Source organism: Bradyrhizobium sp. (assembly GCF_004799405.1).
Classification (GTDB): Bacteria; Pseudomonadota; Alphaproteobacteria; order Rhizobiales; family Xanthobacteraceae; genus Bradyrhizobium.
The window spans coordinates 1-17,237 of sequence record NZ_SSMW01000076.1 but is presented as its reverse complement, the minus strand read 5'-3'; the positions used below and the strand labels follow the sequence as shown (position 1 = coordinate 17,237).

Genomic DNA, 17,237 nt, shown 5'->3' with positions numbered 1-17,237 from the left:
CATACAGCGTCCAGTTCAGGCGAAACGAAAACTTGTCGAGCGTCTGGGCGCCGGCCGGCGCCGTCAGCGTCAGGGCAGCGGCCGCCGCCATCAACGATAGTAAAATCTCTCTGCGCTTCATGATTTTGCCTCTTCCCTGAGATGTGTCTTCGCCTTCGAGCGAAGCTCCTTATGATTGACCGTCGATCAGAACCTGATTTGGGCTACATGGTGCCCGACTCCACCCGATGGGTAACGTGCCAGGGGATCAAGAAGCCCTCGAGCAATTCCACCAGGTAATAGAAAACCAGACCGATAATCGTCAGCGCCACGATGGTGGCGAACATCAGCGCGGTTTCCATATTCGAATTGGTCACGAGCAGGAGATAGCCGAGGCCTTTGTCGGCTCCGACGAATTCGCCAACTACCGTGCCGGCGATCGCCAGCGTCGCCGCCACCTTCAGGCCGCTGAACAGATATGGCAGGCTGGTCGGCAGCCTGAACTGCGCAAACACCTGCAGCCGCGAAGCGCCCATCGAGCGCGCGAGGTCCGTCATTTCCAGCGACATCGAGCGCAAGCCGACGGCGGCGTCGATCACGATAGGGAAGAACGAAATCAGGAACGCGACCAGGATTTTCGGCGTCGGTCCGACCCCGAACCAGACCAGGAACAATGGCGCGATCGCCACCTTCGGAATGATCTGGAAGAACAGCATGGTCGGCATCACGAGCTGATTGAAGCGCCGCGAGGACGTGATCGCGATCGCCAGCGGAATTGCGATGCCGACCGCCATCGCATAACCCGCCAGCATTTCGTAGACGGTAACCCAGCCATTGCGGAGCAGGAGCGGAAGCTGATTGATGAAGGCATGGCCGATGGCCGAGGGCGAAGGGAGCAGATAGGTCGGCACGCCCCAGGCGACCACGAAAACCTGCCACACCAACAGGAAACCCGCGACGCCGGCCAGCGGCGTCAATTTCCTGATAATACCCGCTATGCCCGCGCTCGCGGCCCCGGTATCAGGCTTTGCAGATTCACTCGCCAGAGCCATCGTTTCCTTTCCAAACCCACATCGTTTGACCGTATGGTTTCGTTCAACGTAGCAGAGGCTTCAAGCCGGTAAAGCTTCTTGAGCCTGCGCCACGGTCATCATCGACTTTTGCGCCGCGTCCGCCAGTTCTATCCCCAGCCCCGGCCCATCCGGCACATGCAAGCTGTCGCCGCGTGGCCGAAACGAAGGGTCCACCGTACCCCGGTCTACGAGATATTGCGGGCCGTTGACCGCGGCGGGAAGTTCCAGGCCAGCCCAGGCGAAGAAATGCGCGGTTGCCGCCATCGATAGTTCCGGATCGGTCAGCCCTGAGGCAAACAGCAGCAATCCGCTTTCCCGGAGAAGCCGCGCGATCCGCGTCGCATTCCACAAGCCGCCGCAACGGGCCACTTTCATGGCGATGCCGTCGAGCATTCCCAGCGCTATGAACTCCGCCACTTCAACCGGAGAGACGATGCCTTCATCCATCAGAATGGGCAGTGCCCCCTGGCGTTTCAGTGTTTGATAGGCGCGAATTCGGTTAGGAGGCAGCGGCGATTCAAGCCCTCTGAGGCCGAGATCGGCGAGCTTCGGCGCCATCGTCAACGCCGTGTCGAGATCGTAATTGGTGTTGGCGTCGCACCAGTGGAAGCCATTGGGCGCGAACGTCATGACCGTACGCACGAGTTCGAGGTCGTAAGTTAGTGTCTGCGGAGCGCCGACCTTGATGTTGAAGCTGTCGTAACCAAGCGCCCTTCCCTGTTCCAATTGCTTTTCGGCTCCGGCAAGCGTCGGAGACTGAATGGTCCAACTCAGCTTGATTTGCTTCTTGTTCGCGCCACCCAAGAGATTGCTGACCGATTTGCCGGTCTGTTTGCCCCAGAGGTCGTAACAGGCAAGATCGACACCCGCCTTGCACAAAGGCTGGCCGACAGAAAATGATGGCCGGATCGCGCGCTCCATGCGCGCGCGAACGTCGGCAAGGTCGCTCGGATCGGCGCCGAGAATGGCGGGTGCAAGATAGTGCTGCAGCGTCGACTCGACGCTTTCGACGGTCTCATATGTCCAGGTTTCGACCGGCACCGATTGGCCCCAGCCCTGCAAGCCGTTCTCGTCGGTCAGCCTGACCAGAATCGACGGCCGCGAACCTGACTTGAAGAATTTGAATTCTCCAAGCAGCGGATAGTCGAACCGTTTGATGTCGACGCGGGTAATCCGAGCCATCTCGGCCGCAATCCTCTCAGGTTTCCTCGCCCCACCCATGCTTGCGAGTTTTCCTGGTGCCGCAAGAGGGTTGGCATTGAGTTTAACTATCTGGTTAGATCGGCGCGAGCAAAATTATCGAGCAATGAGAGATTCCTCCAAAAAGGCTCCGTCGGGCCGGACCGCGTCCGGTGGCGGAATTCGCATGACTGACGAAATTCACTGTATTTCGAGTACGTATCCCGGGCCGCGGACGCAATCAGGGCGCGCCGGTGCAGCCGGGCGGCATCGGGCGGCCGTCGCATGAACGCGACGCTCTTCAGCGTACGCGAGGTTGGCCTCTACGAAAGGGACGTTCACCTCCGTATGCCGTTCCGGTTTGGCGTGGTGACACTGACCGAGGCGCCGCAGTGTTTTGTGCGCGTTCGTATCGAGCTTGCCGACGGCCGCTCACAGTGGGGCGCCGCCGCCGAGTTGCTGGCGCCGAAATGGTTCGACAAGAACGAGGCGCTTTCGAACGAAAACAATTTCGATCAGTTGCGCCTGGCGCTTCGACTCGCGGCCGGCGCCTATATGGACAGCAAGGCACGAACAGCGTTCGGCCATTTCGCCGCGCATTACGACGAGCAGATCGAAGCTGGCGCAACGCACGGCCTCAATTCATTGATCGCCAATTACGGCCCGGCGCAACTCGATCGCGCCATTCTCGATGCGCTTTTCCTGTCGGTTGGCTGCTCGTTCTACGACGGCATGCGCGACAACCTCGCCGGTATCGATCCGACGCTGCTGGGCCACCATGTCGGCGATCTTGCCGAATTCGACATGCCGCGTTTTCTCGCGCAACTTGCACCGGCGGACACCATCGCCGCGCGCCATACCGTAGGGTTGGTCGATGTCATCGGCGGCCATCCGGGACAAGTCGGCGATGGCTTGCCAGAATCGCTGGAGGAAGCCGTAGCAACCTACGGCCACCGCTATTTCAAGCTCAAGGTTGGCGGCAACATTAATGCCGATCTGGCGAGACTGATTGAGATTGCCGCCGTGCTGGATCGCGCGCCCCAACCCTATTTCGTCTCACTGGACGGCAACGAACAATTCAACGATATCGCGGTGCTGTTCGACTTATGGCGCCGGATGCAGGATGCGCCACAGCTGCAACGACTGGTCGCGAGCATCCTGTTCATCGAACAGCCGATCACCCGCACGCATGCGCTCGATGGCGACGTGTCGGCGTTGTCGCACGTAAAGCCTGTCATCATCGACGAATCCGATGATGATCTCGGCGCGTTCCCGCGCGCCCGCAGCCTCGGCTATGCCGGCGTCTCCAGCAAATGCTGCAAGGGGCTGTACAAATCCATTCTCAATGCCGCACGCTGCGCGCACTGGAACGCCGAGGCAGGTGCGCCCCGCTGTTTCATGACCGGTGAGGATCTGACCACTCAAGCAGGCTTGGCGGTGCAGCAGGATCTGGCGCTGGTCAATCTCATCGGCATCAGGCACGTAGAACGCAACGGACATCACTATGTGAACGGCATGGCAGGCTTGCCCGCGACCGAGCAAACCATGTTTCTGACCGGGCATCCCGACCTCTACGAGCATAAATACGGCGCGGTTCGGCTCAAGATTCGCGCCGGCCAACTCACTGTCGGATCGCTTGCCGGGCCAGGTTTCGCCTCCGGCGCCTACCCGGATTGGGAAACGCTCAAGCGCATGGCCTAGTTGCGGCCCTCGTAGAGGTCGCGGCCGAGCACGAGCGCGCGAATTTTGCCGTCGGCAATGCCACGCTTGAGCATCCAGAACCCGCAATCGGGATGGATATATTTTACCCGGCCGACGCCCAGAACCTTGTCGGCGTGCTCGATCGCACGGGCAATGGAGTCAGCCGATTCAACTACCGTCTGCTTGATGTCGACGACACCCAGGCCGAAGCCGATCTCGGGCCGCAGCTCCTTGAACACCGCGAGCTCCTCGGGCGGACGATGTGCATTCTCCATGACGATATGGTTCACATGCAGCTCGTTCAGATAGTCGATGAGCTTGCACCAGCCCCCCTTCTGGATGGTCTGGCCGCCGTAATTGCCGAAGCACAGATGCACCGCAGGCACGCTCGGGATGGCGTCGAGCACCCGATTCATGGCGTCCGCCGCCCATTTCCATTCCTCCGGGCTGCCGGGCAGATTGGCCTCATCGACCTGGATCACATCGGCATCGATATGCTTGACTTGTTCCGCCAGCACATCGGCGATCGCCATGGTCAGAGCCGCCTTGTCCTTGTAGTGGTTGTCCAGCAGCATCTTGGCGAGCATGTGCGGGCCAGTGAGCGTGAACTTCAGCGGCCGCGTCGCCAGCTTTCTGGCGCGGGTGCAAGCGGCCGGCAGATCGAGCGAGCCCGGACCGATGGCGCTATCAACCACGCCTGGCGGACGCCTACGGAATTTATGATCCGGCGATTGCTTGAACGCCAACCATTCGGCCAATCCGATCTCATTGCGCACGCCCGACATCGGTCGCACGAAGTATTCGATCATCCCGTTGGTCTCGGGGTGATTAACGTCGAACCGATAAAGCTCGCCGTCGCACACCAGATCGATACCGGCCTGCTCCTGGGTATCGATCACGACGCGCGTCGCATCGATCACCGCTTGTTCGGAAGGCAGCGCCACCAGCCAGTCCGGCACCGGATAAGAACCGACTGTGGTGGTGAGGATGCGCGCGTTTTTGACGCTATTCGAAGCCGACATTTGACGATTTTCCTTGGGTTGATTTTTCTTGTTTGACTTAAGAACGTTGGGCGGTCAGGCGTTTTGGCCGGGCCGCCTTTGACGCGATCTGCGTTCCCTTCACCAGCGCGGCGAACTTGGCCCACACGATGGTTTGGTGGATTTCGTCGTTGCCGGCAAAACTGGCAAAGCCGCAATCGGTGCCGGCAATCACGCGCTCCACGCCGAAAGCATCGATCCAGCGCTCAAGCCGTTGCGCGACCGACTCTGGATGCTCAACCATGACATTCGATTGCGTGATCATGCCCGGAATCATGATGATGTCGTCGGGCAGCTTCGCATCGCGCCACGACGTCCACTCGTGCTCGTGCCGCGGGTTGGCCGCTTCGAATGAAAACGCGCCGACATTCAGTCGCCCTAGAATATCGACGATATGCTTAACCTCAATATCGTGCACTCGCGGTCCGAAATTGATGCCGTAGCAGGTGTGGAAGCGCACCCTGTCCTTCGGAATTCCGCGCAAGGCGTGATTGATCGCGTGCACCCGCAGCGCGATCCACTTGCGGCACTCTTCCATACTCGTGTCCGGATGGCACACGTAATAGGTCACCAGATGTGGATCGTCGACCTGGAGGACAAACCCTGCATCGACGATCGCGCGATATTCCTCTCCGATCGCCTCGGCAAGCCCGAACAGGTAATCCTCGTCGGACTTGTAGTAGGCGTTGCGGTTCCAATCCTCGATACTCGAGACCGATGTCGACGGTACAAACGCATCGGCCACATCAATATCCTTCAACGCGGCTTTCAGATTGTCGAGATCCGTCTTGAGTGCCTGTCCCCCACGATATTTGACCGGTCCGGTACAAAGATAGTGCGTGTGCTTTGTATGCACGTTGGCGAGTTGCGGAGCGTAGAATTCGGGAAACTCCTGGACCTCCCGGGAACCGGCCCACGGACTTTGATTGCGGTGGGAACTATCGGGCTCAAGCCCGGCAAGACGCTCGTTGATATAGGTAATGAAGCTCGGCTTGCTCATCTCGCCGTCATCGACGATGTCGATACCAAGATCGACCTGCTTGCGGACGACGTCCGACACCGCCTTGCGCACGCGGGCGTTAAATGCCACATCGTCAATCTTTTGACCCTGCCGGCGCGCGACGCTCATGGCGTGAAGATCCGCCGGGCGCGGCAAGCTGCCGACATGGGTCGTGAGAATTCGATCGCCGCTATGCTTCATGGCGTTTCATCTTATACTTATTGGCGCCACGAATTCTATGTCTGTTAACCATCCGGTTACAAGGGGGGACCGCCTCCGCCGATTGGCCGAGTTTGAATGTTGGCTGAGGGCTTGCGTATCGTGCCACGGATGCCTTTTGCTCCGACCGGCCGCTTTGCGCCAGGAGCGGCCATTCAATACCGCTCTTCTAACAATTGGTTCACGGCTAGGACTGGGGCTTCCAGCCACGAACTGTATAGGTTTTGTGAATTAGTTAGCTAGTTTCTGAGCGCGATTCGAGGTGAAGCGGGGTGCCGAGCATGCCCCGCGCTTCGCTACCAAGCGTTTCGGACTTCTCGCTTACGTTCGGAATTTCGGCCTTACGGCGCTCGCGAACAACGATGGCGCCGTTGCTTCGGAAGCCAACAAATTCATTTGCCGGAGCAGTATTTTTGACGCTAAATCTGTGATTGAATTGGTCGCCGATCGCGCGGAAGATGGGAGACATAGAGGTGCAATAATCTTAGCACCTGTCATTCGACGGATAAGTGCGGGCGTGGGGATAGAAGGCGAGGGGTTTGATGCTTAGACTGGTTGGAAGCATTTTGCAGGTTGCACGAACGAATATGATTTTTCACTTGCTGGTAGCGACCTTGACGCTTGAGCTGTTGCCTTTGGTTTGTGCGCGAGCGGAAGGTTCGGGCATTACCATCTGTACGATGAACGAGGTTACGATGCCCTCGGCCAAACAACACTACGAGTGGCTTACGGCGAATAAGCGCTATGGGCCGGACGTGGCCAATGGCTTTCTACAAGACTCGCGCGCTGATGGAGACAAATTCCTCGAATATCAAATCATTTACCTGCCTGAGTTTCCCGGAGGATCAGGTTGGTTTGACATAAACGGGTTGAGCGGTTTTTTCGAAGCCAATTCTCACAATGTGAAAAAGTGGCAGTGCGACGGCGCGGAGTATTATCCCATGGCTGTTCTGTTTGGGCTTGAGCCGAAAGCGTTTCAGAACGGCACTCTTTACGTCTCTCCAAAACGAGGTCTTCAAACAGCAATATCGTTGAATACTCCGAGTGCTGCGAACAAGGTGATTGAAGTGCGCGTATCCGAAACGGACAAACTGATATGCCAGGATTTGACGGTCGAGAATACAACCGAGAAAGGCTGTTCTCACCCAGGGTCCTATTTCAAATAAATTGCTACGGGGAAATGAGGCGTGGGGAGACGCATATGCGCCTTATTCTTGAGACGATCTCGGCTCTGTTTTTGAGCATGACGCAGGTCAGCGCTATACCGGTCGAATTTTTACAGGCAACGATTAATCCGAATAACGAAAGCCGGTTAGGAGGGAGAGGAAGAGATGTGCAAGGGGATATTCGGTTTCTTTTTGTTCATAGCTTTCAGCTTTTCTGCGGAAGCGCACGATTTTAAAATGCATGCGGGGCAAGATGCCTACGTCTTCGATTACGACAACTTCTATGGAAAAATCATAAATGTGTACGAGACCCGCGAAGGTGAACCAGCCGATGAGCGAACAGAGTCGATAGCGCACGATTGGTTTGCGCTTGAGGACATTGTCGCGGGCATTCCAAACGCCTTATCTGGGATGCCGTCGCCACATCCTCTAGCTATCGGAAGAACAGGGGAGATAGGCGCAAACGCCTTTGCGGCGATCTACGGCGGAAAACGCTATATTGTAATGAGCCATCAGATTCACAGTAACTACGGAATGATGGCTCTGGTGATGGGACACGAATTGGGTCATCACGTTTGCGGTCATACATCGGGGACGATGACGCAGAATCCGTGGACCAAGGAATTGGAGGCAGACACGTTTTCCGGAATGACTATTCGCGCTGGCTCGTTCGGATTGAATTTGAATGATGCTCTTCTGTATGCGGCACAACTATTCTCGCCGGGAGGCTCGACCACACATCCGCCGTTAGCGATGCGCATCAACGCGATAGTGGATGGCTACAACAACGGATCACCGTGCATAGGCAGACAAGTGCCGTTAATCGCGAGCAACGAACTGGGTGGAAACGTTGGTTTGAAATCCGTCGAGCCGCTATGGAGTCATAACGGGTCTGTTGTGCGGCTCATAGCAAACGGTGCAGATCGGCGCTTCGTGTATGAAAGTCCGAAAAACGGATTGGCTGCGGTCGGCGTAGGGAAAGGGACGCTCCTGTTCAAGGGAAGGAGGAGTGGGAACTCGTACTCGGGCGATGCATACATCTTCTCCCACTGCCGACCGATAGCCTATAAGGTAAGCGGAGCTGTTTCGTCAGACGACAGACAAGTTACAATGTTCGGACGTGCGCCGATCGTGAACGAGTCATGCGCTGTTACTAGCTACCGCGACGATACCCTAGTCTTCAGTTTTGCTGGGGATTAGGCGATTTCCTTCCACTCCCACGTCTCCGCATTCTTAGCTAGCTGCAAGTTGGTTTCGATGCGCTGGTGAAGCTCGTTGAGGCCGCGCTGACGGTGTTGCATTGCAGCGCCGGTTGCTTCCATTTGCTTGGCGAGTGTGTTGCGACGTTCCTGGAGGGTTTTGCGCTTGTTGCGATTTTCGACGGTGTGGTAGTCGAGCGCGGATTCGAGCGTTTTGATTTCACCTTTGAGAGTTTCGTCCTCCTTGCCGGGAAAGTGCACGATTTGCAGACGGCCACAAAGTCATCCAGCAGGTGTTCGATTGAAAGGGGCTCCTGCCTAACGTTCCCGAGCAGATGAAGGCCCATGTGCTGTTTGGTCCGAAGTCGCAGCTGGCCAAGCACCGTAGCTTGCGGTTCTCGAAGCAGTTTCAGAAGACTTTCGGCTTCTTTCTGTATCCTGCCCACCTTCGTTCGATACCAATTTGCCGGTGGGTGTTCTGAGTCGCGATGCTGCTCCCAGTAGCGCCTCGCGATTGATTGAAGCTCATCAGCCAGGTTTGTTCCGGTCTGGTCATTTAGAGCAGCAATCAGCTGCGCGGCTTCCGCAATGTCCTCCGCCGCTAGAGGCATCTCGGTGATGCTATACAGCGTTCGGCCGGGTGCCCATTTTTCCGGAGGACCCGCATCCTGACCTTTGTTGCCTCGCGTCACGGCGATCTCCGTTACGTTCACGGTAAGGGTATGGTGATCCTATCATGATCGCCCTTTCTACGATCAAGCCATTCCCCGCGACCCTATCCTGAAGGCAGCTTTCCGATGTTACGTGTGCAACAAATCGGGGGCACGGCCGGCCATTTCCCACACAAACCTTCGCTGGCAATTCGGACCAGTGGCTTGGATGATGTCTCGGACAGCCGGAAGCCGGGGCGATAGCCTTGGGACCAAGGCAGACATTTGAGTTAGGCAATCTCGCAAATGGCCCGAGCTGAGGTTTCAGCACACCAATTGAACCCGCGGCTAGTGACCCGCGACCAGGCAGCGCATTACTGCGGTATATCTCGAAGTTCGCTTTCGCATTGGGTTAGCTCGGGCCTCTTGCCGAGACCCTTGATAGGTACTTCGAGGTGGGACTTGCGCGCCATTGACCGTGCGCTAGATTCGCTCAGTGGTCTTGCGGCGACGGAGAAATCTGAACTGGACGAATGGAGGGCGAAACGTGCGCGTCGTTCTGAAGGGAATTCATAAGGTCAAAAAGCGCCTCGCGAATGGCGACATCAATATCCACTACTATGCCTGGCGTGGCGGTCCTGCAATCCATGCAAAGCCGGGCACGCCCGAGTTCGTGCATGCATACAACGAAGCGCATAGCAGCATCAGGCAGCCTCGCGCCGGCACGTTGATGACTATCATCGCCGAGTACAAGGCGTCGCCAGAATTCACTCAGCTAGCGAAGGACACTCGGCGCGCGTACTTGAACTATATCAAGCTAATCGAGGAGGAGTTCGGCGATCTGCCTCTAGCGGCCCTCGCCGACCGGCGCGTACGTGGTGAGTTCAAGTCTTGGCGTGACAAGTTTGCCCAGACGCCGCGCAAGGCCGATTATGCCTGGACTACGCTGGCACGCATCATGTCGTTCGCCAAGGATCGTGGCACAATCGCAACTAATCCCTGCGAAAAAGGCGGTCGTTTATATGCCGCTGATCGAACAGACAAGTTCTGGGGCGAATCTGAAATAGCCGACCTACTATCGATTGCGTCGTCTGAGATCAAACTGGCGCTCGTCCTGGCGCTCTGGACTGGCCAACGGCAAGGCGACCTGTTGCGACTGCCGTGGTCGTCATACGACGGCAGCCACCTTCGGCTTCGCCAGTCAAAGGGCGGTCGCCGAATTACGATGCCTGCGGGAGCGCCGCTAAAAGTGCTTCTCGACGGCACCGAACGCCGCAGCCCACTTGTTCTTACCAATTCCTACGGTCGTCCCTGGACATCGGACGGGTTTCGGACGTCGTGGTCCAAGACGTGCGCACGCGCTGGCATCGTCGGCCTGACGTTTCATGATCTCAGAGGCTCAGCGGTGGTTCGTCTGGCGCTCGCGGAGGCCACAGTGCCGCAGATCGCGACCTTCACCGGCCACAGCCTCAAGGACGTTGAAGCCATCCTCGACGCTCACTATCTCGGCCGCGACATTCAGCTCGCCGAAGCCGCGGTGCTAAAGCTCGAAAAGAGAACAAAACTGTAAACCGTGGTGTAAACCGCGGCTGATTTTGGCTTTGGCTATTTTGGTAAGTGCTTGAAAAGCTTGGTGGGCGCACCAGGGCTCGAACCTGGGACCCGATGATTAAGAGTCATCTGCTCTACCAACTGAGCTATGCGCCCGGAACCGGCCCGGAAAGCCTTCACAAGAGGGCGTCGTTTAGCAAAGCACCCCCCCGATGTCCAGCAAACCGGCGAGGTATTCCCCGGTCGTGTCGGCGAAGTCAGGACGCGAAAAACCGCCGGATTCCGGCGGTTTTTCTGCATTCTGATCGATGTAAGATTGGCGCGGCTAGAGCCGTTCGGAACCGCCCCGGCCGCCATAATCCCCGCCTGGGGCGCCATCCCGGTCGTCACCGCGATCCCGGTCGCCATCCATCATGCCGTGCTCGAACCGGTGGTGCCGCCACCCCTCGCCGCCAAAGCGATGCTCCCGATGCGTCAGCATGGCGAGACGGCGTTTCTGGCCGTCGTCGAGAGTCTTGTAGAGCGGATCGGCCGCATCCGCGATACGCTTCAGCGCCGCCGCCGTGGCCGCCATGTCATCGGCGCGCTCGCGCAGCCGCGTCACCGGATCCTTCTCCGGCTGCGGCGCATCCTTGGAAGCATCCTGCTGCGCGTTCATCCGCGCATTGGCGCGATCGATTCTCAGTTTGGCGAAATCCCGCACCGCGGCTTCCACCGGCGGCCACAATTTCTCCTGATCGGGCGTGAGCTTGAGCCCGGCATGGACCGCCGCAATCCGCGCGTCGGCGAACGCCGCCCTGTCCTCCGGGCTCATTCGCACGTGGTCGTGAAACCACGGACGATGCTGGGCATAGACCACGGTCGAGCCGGCGATGGCGAGCGCCGCAACGCCGGCGAGAAGAACCTTCTTCATGCGAACCTCCTTTGAAAGGTCACGCCAAGATGGGCGCGCCTGTCCGCGCAATCAACTTACAGTTTGGAAAGAGTGCCCTCTCTTACCAAGATGTAATGCGCCATCATGTATCAAAATGTTTCAGATCATGCCCAGCAGGCGCGGAAGCCACAGTGAGATTTCCGGGATGTAGGTGATCAGCCCCAGAAAGATCAGCATCGCGCACAGCCACGGCAGCACCGCGACGGTGATTTCGCTGATGCCCATTTTCGCGATACCGCTGGCGATATAGAGATTGAGGCCGACCGGCGGATGGCACAGTCCGACTTCGGTGTTGACGATCATCAGCACGCCGAGATGAACCGGATGGATGCCGATCTTGGTGGCGAGCGGAAACAGGATCGGCGCCATGATCAGCAAAATCGACGACGGGTCCATGACGTTGCCGGCCGCCAGCAGCAGGATGTTGACTACCAGCAGGAACATCCAGAGGCTGAAATTCTTGTCGATGATCCAGGCCGCCATCTCCTGCGGGATCTGCTCATGGGTCATCAGGAACGAGAACAATACCGCGTTGGTGATGATGTAGAGCAGCATCGAACTCATGCTCGCCGCCTGCAGCAGCACCTTCGGCACTTCGCGAAGCTTCAGTTCCTTGTAGACGAACACCGTGATGAAGAAGGCGTAGACCGCGGCGACGGCGGCGGCCTCGGTCGGCGTGAAGATTCCGCCGTAGATGCCGCCGAGCACGATGGCGATCAGCAGCAGGCCCCAGACGCTTTCGCGGAACGCGGTCCATTGCTCCCACAACGTGGCCTTTCGCATTCGCGGATAGCCCTTGCGCCAGGCAATGAACCAGGTCACGACCGCCAGCATCGACGCCAGCATGATTCCCGGCACGATGCCGGCCATGAACAGCGCCCCGATCGAAGTATTGGTGGACACCCCGTACAGCACAAGAATGATCGACGGCGGCACCAGGATGCCGAGCGCACCCGAGGTCGAGATCACGCCGACGCCGAACCGGCGCGGATAACCGTGCTCCACCATCGCCGGCATCATGATCGAGCCGATCGCCACGACTGTCGCGACGCTGGATCCGGAAATCGCGGCGAACATCGCGCACGCCGCGACGCCCGCAAGGCCGAGCCCGCCGGGCAAATGGCCGACAACCGAGGTGGTAAAGGCGATCATGCGCCGGGCGACGCCGCCGCGGGTCAGGAACGTGCCGGCGAGGATAAAAAACGGGATCGCCATGATCCCGAAATTATCGAGGCCGGAAAACAGTTTCAGCCCGACGCTTTCGATCGGCACTTCGGTCATCGTGAACAGGAAAGTCAGCACGGTGAGGCCGAGCGAAATCGAGATCGGCATGCCCGTCAGCATCAGGGCAAACAGCAGTCCGAAAATAAGGGCGGCGCTCATTACGCCTCTCCCAGCGCGACCGGCGCCTTGGCGCTGACTTCGATGCCGTCGACATGCGTCGCGTCATGGTGCGGCAGCGCGCCGGTCCTCCAATAGGTCCACGATACCTGCAGAAAGCGGAAGCACATCAGATACGAGCCGAGCGGGATGCAGGCGTAGACAATCCAGCTCGGCAGTTCGAGATCGGGCGACACCTGGTCGGTGCTCATCAATTCGATCACGAATTTCGCGCCCATGGTGCCGACAATGGCGGTGAACAGCGCCCCGCCGAGCAGGCCGAACAGGATGACACGCTTCTGCCAGCGCGCATTGAGCTGGTTGATCAGCACGTCGACGCCGACATGGATGCCGGTTCGCACGCCATAGGCGGCGCCGAACTTCGCCATCCAGATGAACATGTAGATGCACAGCTCCTGCGCCCAGGAGATGTGAATGCGGATCAGATAGGGATACAGCAACGGGACGCCGGTGCCGAACCGGTGCACGACGGAGATGAAAATCAGGATCGTCGCCGCCGCCATCAGCGAGCTGATGATGATTTCCTCGAGCCGATCAAGGATGCGAAGCAGCACCAACGTCCCCCTTACAACGCACGATTTGAATTCGGCTGGTCATGGCCGGGCTCGTCCCGGCCATCCCACGACTTCGTTGCCCACCTCAAGACGTGGATGCCCGGGACATCTGGCGCGAAGACGCGCTTCGCGCTTTTGCCCGGGCATGAAGGCTGAGAGAATGGAAGTTCACTAGTGGCTTGCGCCGCCAGTTTCCTTGATGAACTCGTCGATCAGGGGTTGGCCGACCCGGCTCGCGACGTCCTTGTAGACCGGCTCCATCGCCCTGCGCATGGCGGCATCCTGCTCCGGCGTCAAGGTGTCGATTTCGGTCTTGCCGGACTTCCTGATCTCGGCGAGCGCGTCGTCGTTTTCCTTCACCGACTGGCCGTTGCCGAAAGCGGTCGCTTCCTTCATGGCCTTCTCGCATTGCGTGCGGATATCGGTCGGCAGGCCCTCCCAGAACTTCTTGTTCACGACCACGACATAACCGATATAGCCGTGGTTGGTCATGGTCATGTACTTCTGCACCTCGTGCATCTTCTGGGTGTAGATGTTGGACGTCGTGTTCTCCTGGCCGTCGACCACGCCGGTCTGCAGCGCCTGGTACACCTCGCCGAACGCCATCACCTGGGGGATCGAGCCCAGCGCGCGGAATTGCGCTTCCAGAACCTTCGACGACTGGATGCGGAATTTCAGACCCTTGTAGTCCTCCGGCGTGATCAGTTTCTTGTTGGCGGTCATTTCCTTGAAGCCGTTGTCCCAGTAAGCGAGACCGATCATGCCCTTCGGCTCCAGCAGCTTGAGCAGCTTGGCGCCAAGCGGTCCGTCGGTCACTTTGCGCAAGGTGGCGAGGTCGGGCAGGATATAGGGAAGATCGAACACCTCGAACTCGCGGACGCCGATCGGTCCGAACTTGGAGTTCGAGGGCGCCAGCATCTGAACCGCGCCGAGTTGCAGCGCTTCCAGTTCTTCCTTGTCCTTGTAGAGCGTCGAGTTCGGATAGATCTCGACCTTCACCTTGCCGTCGGTGTATTTCTCCGCCAGTTCCTTGAACTTTTCAGCGGCTGCACCCTTCGGCGTATTCGAAGCCACAACGTGGCTGAACTTGATGACGATCGGCGACTGCGCCGACGCCGGCCCTGCCAAAACCATTGCCGCGACCGACGCCGCAGCCAAAACCAGTCCACGCATGTTTCCTCCCGCGTTATTTTTTTGCGAAGCGCGCGCAAGCGCCGCTCCCAGCCTGGTATGCCAGCGGCACCAATACAGAGAAGCGACCGCAAATGCCATTGCTTGTTAGCAGGGTAGGCTTGTTTGCTGCGATGCAAAAACGGTGGGGGTTTCGCGGGCAGCGTCGCTTGTGGCTACCCCTCTCCCCGACCCTCCCCCACAAGGGGGGAGGGAGAAGAGAGAGCAAAGCAATCAGCCCGCCGCTGCCGCCGGCATGTCGCGCTGGCGCTTCATGACGATCTTGTTGAGCGCCCCGAGATAGGCCTTGGCCGACGCCACCAGCGTATCCGGGTCGGACGCCTTCGATGTCATCGACCGCCCTTCATGGGCGAGCCGCACCGACACCTCGGCCTGCGCGTCGGTTCCTTCGGTGACCGCATGCACCTGGTACAGTTCCAGCTTGGCCTCGTGCGGCACCAATAGCTTGATGCAGTTGAAGACGGCATCGACCGGACCGTTGCCTTCGGCTTCCTCGATTTTGATCTGGCCGTCGACGTCGAGCTTCATGGTGGCGCGCTGCGGGCCATGGGTGCCCGCGATCACGGTCAGCGATGCCAGCTTGATGCGGTCATGCGCGTTGGCGATTTCCTGATCGACCAGCGCCTCGATGTCCTCGTCGTAGATGTCCTTCTTGCGGTCGGCCAGCGCCTTCATCCGCACGAAGGCGTCTTCCAGCTGGTTGGCGCCGAGCTTGTAGCCCATCTCCTCCAGCTTGTGCACGAAGGCATGCCGTCCCGAATGCTTGCCCAGCACCAGCGACGATTGTTTCAGGCCGATCATCTCGGGGCGCATGATCTCGTAGGTCGAAGCATCCTTGAGCACGCCGTCCTGATGGATGCCGCTTTCATGCGCGAACGCGTTGCGGCCCACGATCGCCTTGTTGTACTGCACCGGAAACGAGGTCGCCGCCGAAACCAGTTTCGAGGCCCGCGTCAGCATGGTAGTGTCGATCTTGTTCCAGTACGGAAACCTGTCGTTCCGCACACTGATCGCCATCACGACTTCCTCGAGCGCGGCATTGCCTGCCCGCTCGCCGATGCCGTTGACGGTGCATTCGATCTGCCGCGCGCCGCCGGCGAGTCCCGCCAGCGAATTCGCCACCGCCATGCCGAGATCGTTATGGCAATGCACCGAGAACACCGCTTTGTCGGAGTTCGGTACCCGTTCGATCAGGGTGCGCATGAAGTGGGTGTATTCCTCCGGCACGGTGTAGCCGACCGTGTCGGGGATATTGACCGTGGTGGCGCCCGCCTTGATCACGGCTTCTACAATGCGGCACAGGTACTCCATCTCGCTGCGGGTGCCGTCCTCCGCCGACCATTCGACGTCGTCGATCTGGTTGCGCGCGCGGGTGACGTTGGCGATCGAGAGCTCCAGTACCTGCTCCGGGGTCATGTTGAGCTTGACGCGCATGTGCAGCGGCGAGGTCGCGATCACGGTGTGGACGCGGCCACGTTTGGCGAACCTCACCGCTTCGGCGCAGCGGTCGATATCCTTGGGATTGGCGCGCGACAGGCCGGCGATCACGGCGTTCTTGGAACGCCGAGCGATCTCGCTGACCGCCTGGAAGTCGCCTTCGGAGGTGATCGGAAAGCCGGCCTCGATGACATCGACGCCCATGTCGTCGAGCATCTCGGCGACCTCGAGCTTCTCCTCGAAGGTCATGGTGGCGCCGGGGCATTGTTCGCCGTCGCGCAAGGTGGTGTCGAATATAACGACGCGGTCCTTGTCGGACTTGTTCACGGTGGTCATCGGAAAAATTCCTTTAGATGGCGCGCTGCTTGAGCGCTGAGGGGGTCTGGTGATCTCGCGCAACCCCTGAGTGCCCAGGCGCACAGCGCCCAGACGGCCCTCAGGGGCCGATAAGAAGCAGGCCGCCGATAAGCAGGGTGGGCAGCGACGCAGCCGGAATCGCGCAAGGAAGCACGGCCTTGGCCGCTTCCCCCCGAATTCCGTACTTTTGGCCGCGAATCAGCATTGCCAGACCCTTTGAAGCGAGATTCTCGGCCAAAACCATTGACGGTTGGTTGCCGAGGCTCGTTCGACTGCCGTTCTAAACGAGAAATGACGGTAGCCGCAATGCCAAAAGTTAGTCAGAGGCGTTGACCTAATTACCTCCCCTGGAAGGTAAGCACACCCCCACGATCTCGCGGCGTGATCTCGTCTCCCTCGCCCCGCGTTTTGCGGGGCGAGGTTAAAACGGTAGCGTCCTCTTAAGCGCAGTTTCGCATTCTCGCGGCGTGATCCGCCCGAGGTTTGCCAAGAATTCCTAGCCCTCCGATCAGAGGGCGCAGGGAATGCCGGGCGCCCAATGCGCCCGCAGCCTGGCAGGGCAGAAAAACAAGCCATGCCAGTAACAGTCACCACGGTCACACCGGA

At 59.0% G+C, this 17,237-nt stretch carries 15 protein-coding genes and 1 tRNA gene; 4 read left to right on the top strand and 12 right to left on the bottom strand.

Features of this window, described 5'->3' with window-relative positions; translation table 11 throughout:
• Positions 1 to 203 precede the first annotated feature (203 nt).
• Both E7813_RS11715 and E7813_RS11710 read right to left on the bottom strand, forming a co-directional pair.
• Positions 204 to 1,031 carry an ABC transporter permease gene (locus tag E7813_RS11715; RefSeq protein WP_291574009.1) on the bottom strand — a complete coding sequence of 276 codons (828 nt, stop codon included), beginning with the start codon at positions 1,029 to 1,031 and terminating at the stop codon, positions 204 to 206.
• A gap of 60 nt (positions 1,032 to 1,091) precedes the next feature.
• A complete protein-coding gene (locus E7813_RS11710) occupies positions 1,092 to 2,234 on the bottom strand; it encodes an enolase C-terminal domain-like protein (protein ID WP_291574007.1) in 1,143 nt (380 codons plus the stop codon).
• A gap of 282 nt (positions 2,235 to 2,516) precedes the next feature.
• Here E7813_RS11710 and E7813_RS11705 point away from each other — a divergent pair, with 282 nt between their 5' ends.
• Positions 2,517 to 3,932, top strand: a complete 1,416-nt coding sequence (locus tag E7813_RS11705) for an enolase C-terminal domain-like protein (RefSeq protein WP_291574005.1) — start codon at positions 2,517 to 2,519, stop codon at positions 3,930 to 3,932.
• Here the strand turns inward: E7813_RS11705 and E7813_RS11700 are convergent.
• From E7813_RS11700 to E7813_RS11690, 3 genes are all read right to left on the bottom strand, one after another.
• Entirely contained in the window at positions 3,929 to 4,954 is a 1,026-nt protein-coding gene (locus tag E7813_RS11700; protein ID WP_291574003.1) for a cobalamin-independent methionine synthase II family protein, read from the bottom strand. The genes E7813_RS11705 and E7813_RS11700 overlap by 4 nt on opposite strands.
• A gap of 37 nt (positions 4,955 to 4,991) precedes the next feature.
• Complete coding sequence (locus E7813_RS11695; RefSeq protein WP_291574001.1) at positions 4,992 to 6,173, bottom strand: cobalamin-independent methionine synthase II family protein; 1,182 nt, start codon at positions 6,171 to 6,173, stop codon at positions 4,992 to 4,994.
• 253 nt (positions 6,174 to 6,426) lie between these two features.
• Positions 6,427 to 6,660, bottom strand: coding sequence for a hypothetical protein (locus tag E7813_RS11690; RefSeq protein ID WP_291573999.1), 234 nt, complete (start codon positions 6,658 to 6,660; stop codon positions 6,427 to 6,429).
• Between the two features lie 73 nt (positions 6,661 to 6,733).
• On the opposite strand from E7813_RS11690, the gene E7813_RS11685 reads away from it, so the two are divergent.
• Together E7813_RS11685 and E7813_RS11680 are read left to right on the top strand one after the other, a co-directional pair.
• Positions 6,734 to 7,357, top strand: a complete 624-nt coding sequence (locus E7813_RS11685; RefSeq protein WP_291573997.1) for a hypothetical protein — start codon at positions 6,734 to 6,736, stop codon at positions 7,355 to 7,357.
• Between the two features lie 165 nt (positions 7,358 to 7,522).
• Positions 7,523 to 8,557, top strand: a complete 1,035-nt coding sequence (locus E7813_RS11680; protein ID WP_291573995.1) for a M48 family metalloprotease — start codon at positions 7,523 to 7,525, stop codon at positions 8,555 to 8,557.
• Here the strand turns inward: E7813_RS11680 and E7813_RS11675 are convergent.
• Positions 8,554 to 8,817 (bottom strand): hypothetical protein, encoded by a 264-nt coding sequence (locus E7813_RS11675; protein WP_291573993.1) that lies wholly within the window; start codon positions 8,815 to 8,817, stop codon positions 8,554 to 8,556. The genes E7813_RS11680 and E7813_RS11675 overlap by 4 nt on opposite strands.
• Before the next feature lie 936 nt (positions 8,818 to 9,753).
• On the opposite strand from E7813_RS11675, the gene E7813_RS11670 reads away from it, so the two are divergent.
• Positions 9,754 to 10,776 (top strand): site-specific integrase, encoded by a 1,023-nt coding sequence (locus tag E7813_RS11670; RefSeq protein WP_291573991.1) that lies wholly within the window; start codon positions 9,754 to 9,756, stop codon positions 10,774 to 10,776.
• 61 nt (positions 10,777 to 10,837) lie between these two features.
• Here E7813_RS11670 and E7813_RS11665 read toward each other — a convergent pair.
• The 6 genes from E7813_RS11665 to E7813_RS11640 form a co-directional block, all read right to left on the bottom strand.
• Positions 10,838 to 10,913: transfer RNA gene (locus E7813_RS11665), tRNA-Lys, on the bottom strand.
• A 169-nt stretch (positions 10,914 to 11,082) separates the two neighbouring features.
• Positions 11,083 to 11,670, bottom strand: coding sequence for a Spy/CpxP family protein refolding chaperone (locus tag E7813_RS11660; RefSeq protein ID WP_291573989.1), 588 nt, complete (start codon positions 11,668 to 11,670; stop codon positions 11,083 to 11,085).
• 120 nt (positions 11,671 to 11,790) lie between these two features.
• On the bottom strand, positions 11,791 to 13,074 hold the full coding sequence (locus E7813_RS11655; RefSeq protein WP_291573987.1) for a TRAP transporter large permease subunit: 1,284 nt from the start codon (positions 13,072 to 13,074) through the stop codon (positions 11,791 to 11,793).
• Complete coding sequence (locus tag E7813_RS11650) at positions 13,074 to 13,646, bottom strand: TRAP transporter small permease (RefSeq protein ID WP_291573985.1); 573 nt, start codon at positions 13,644 to 13,646, stop codon at positions 13,074 to 13,076. The genes E7813_RS11655 and E7813_RS11650 overlap by 1 nt, the downstream gene beginning before the upstream one ends.
• 171 nt (positions 13,647 to 13,817) lie before the next feature.
• Positions 13,818 to 14,819, bottom strand: coding sequence for a TRAP transporter substrate-binding protein (locus E7813_RS11645; protein ID WP_291573983.1), 1,002 nt, complete (start codon positions 14,817 to 14,819; stop codon positions 13,818 to 13,820).
• 231 nt (positions 14,820 to 15,050) lie between these two features.
• Positions 15,051 to 16,610 (bottom strand): 2-isopropylmalate synthase, encoded by a 1,560-nt coding sequence (locus E7813_RS11640; RefSeq protein ID WP_291573981.1) that lies wholly within the window; start codon positions 16,608 to 16,610, stop codon positions 15,051 to 15,053.
• Between the last annotated feature and the right edge of the window lie 627 nt (positions 16,611 to 17,237).

What these genes read in the sequence shown, in the direction of transcription:
- E7813_RS11715 (WP_291574009.1), bottom strand. Translation starts at nt 1,031, where the DNA reads ATGGCTCTGGCGAGTGAATCTGCAAAGCCTGATACCGGGGCCGCGAGC.
- E7813_RS11710 (WP_291574007.1), bottom strand. Translation starts at nt 2,234, where the DNA reads ATGGCTCGGATTACCCGCGTCGACATCAAACGGTTCGACTATCCGCTG.
- E7813_RS11705 (WP_291574005.1), top strand. Translation starts at nt 2,517, where the DNA reads ATGAACGCGACGCTCTTCAGCGTACGCGAGGTTGGCCTCTACGAAAGG.
- E7813_RS11700 (WP_291574003.1), bottom strand. Translation starts at nt 4,954, where the DNA reads ATGTCGGCTTCGAATAGCGTCAAAAACGCGCGCATCCTCACCACCACA.
- E7813_RS11695 (WP_291574001.1), bottom strand. Translation starts at nt 6,173, where the DNA reads ATGAAGCATAGCGGCGATCGAATTCTCACGACCCATGTCGGCAGCTTG.
- E7813_RS11690 (WP_291573999.1), bottom strand. Translation starts at nt 6,660, where the DNA reads ATGTCTCCCATCTTCCGCGCGATCGGCGACCAATTCAATCACAGATTT.
- E7813_RS11685 (WP_291573997.1), top strand. Translation starts at nt 6,734, where the DNA reads ATGCTTAGACTGGTTGGAAGCATTTTGCAGGTTGCACGAACGAATATG.
- E7813_RS11680 (WP_291573995.1), top strand. Translation starts at nt 7,523, where the DNA reads ATGTGCAAGGGGATATTCGGTTTCTTTTTGTTCATAGCTTTCAGCTTT.
- E7813_RS11660 (WP_291573989.1), bottom strand. Translation starts at nt 11,670, where the DNA reads ATGAAGAAGGTTCTTCTCGCCGGCGTTGCGGCGCTCGCCATCGCCGGC.
- E7813_RS11655 (WP_291573987.1), bottom strand. Translation starts at nt 13,074, where the DNA reads ATGAGCGCCGCCCTTATTTTCGGACTGCTGTTTGCCCTGATGCTGACG.
- E7813_RS11645 (WP_291573983.1), bottom strand. Translation starts at nt 14,819, where the DNA reads ATGCGTGGACTGGTTTTGGCTGCGGCGTCGGTCGCGGCAATGGTTTTG.
- E7813_RS11640 (WP_291573981.1), bottom strand. Translation starts at nt 16,610, where the DNA reads ATGACCACCGTGAACAAGTCCGACAAGGACCGCGTCGTTATATTCGAC.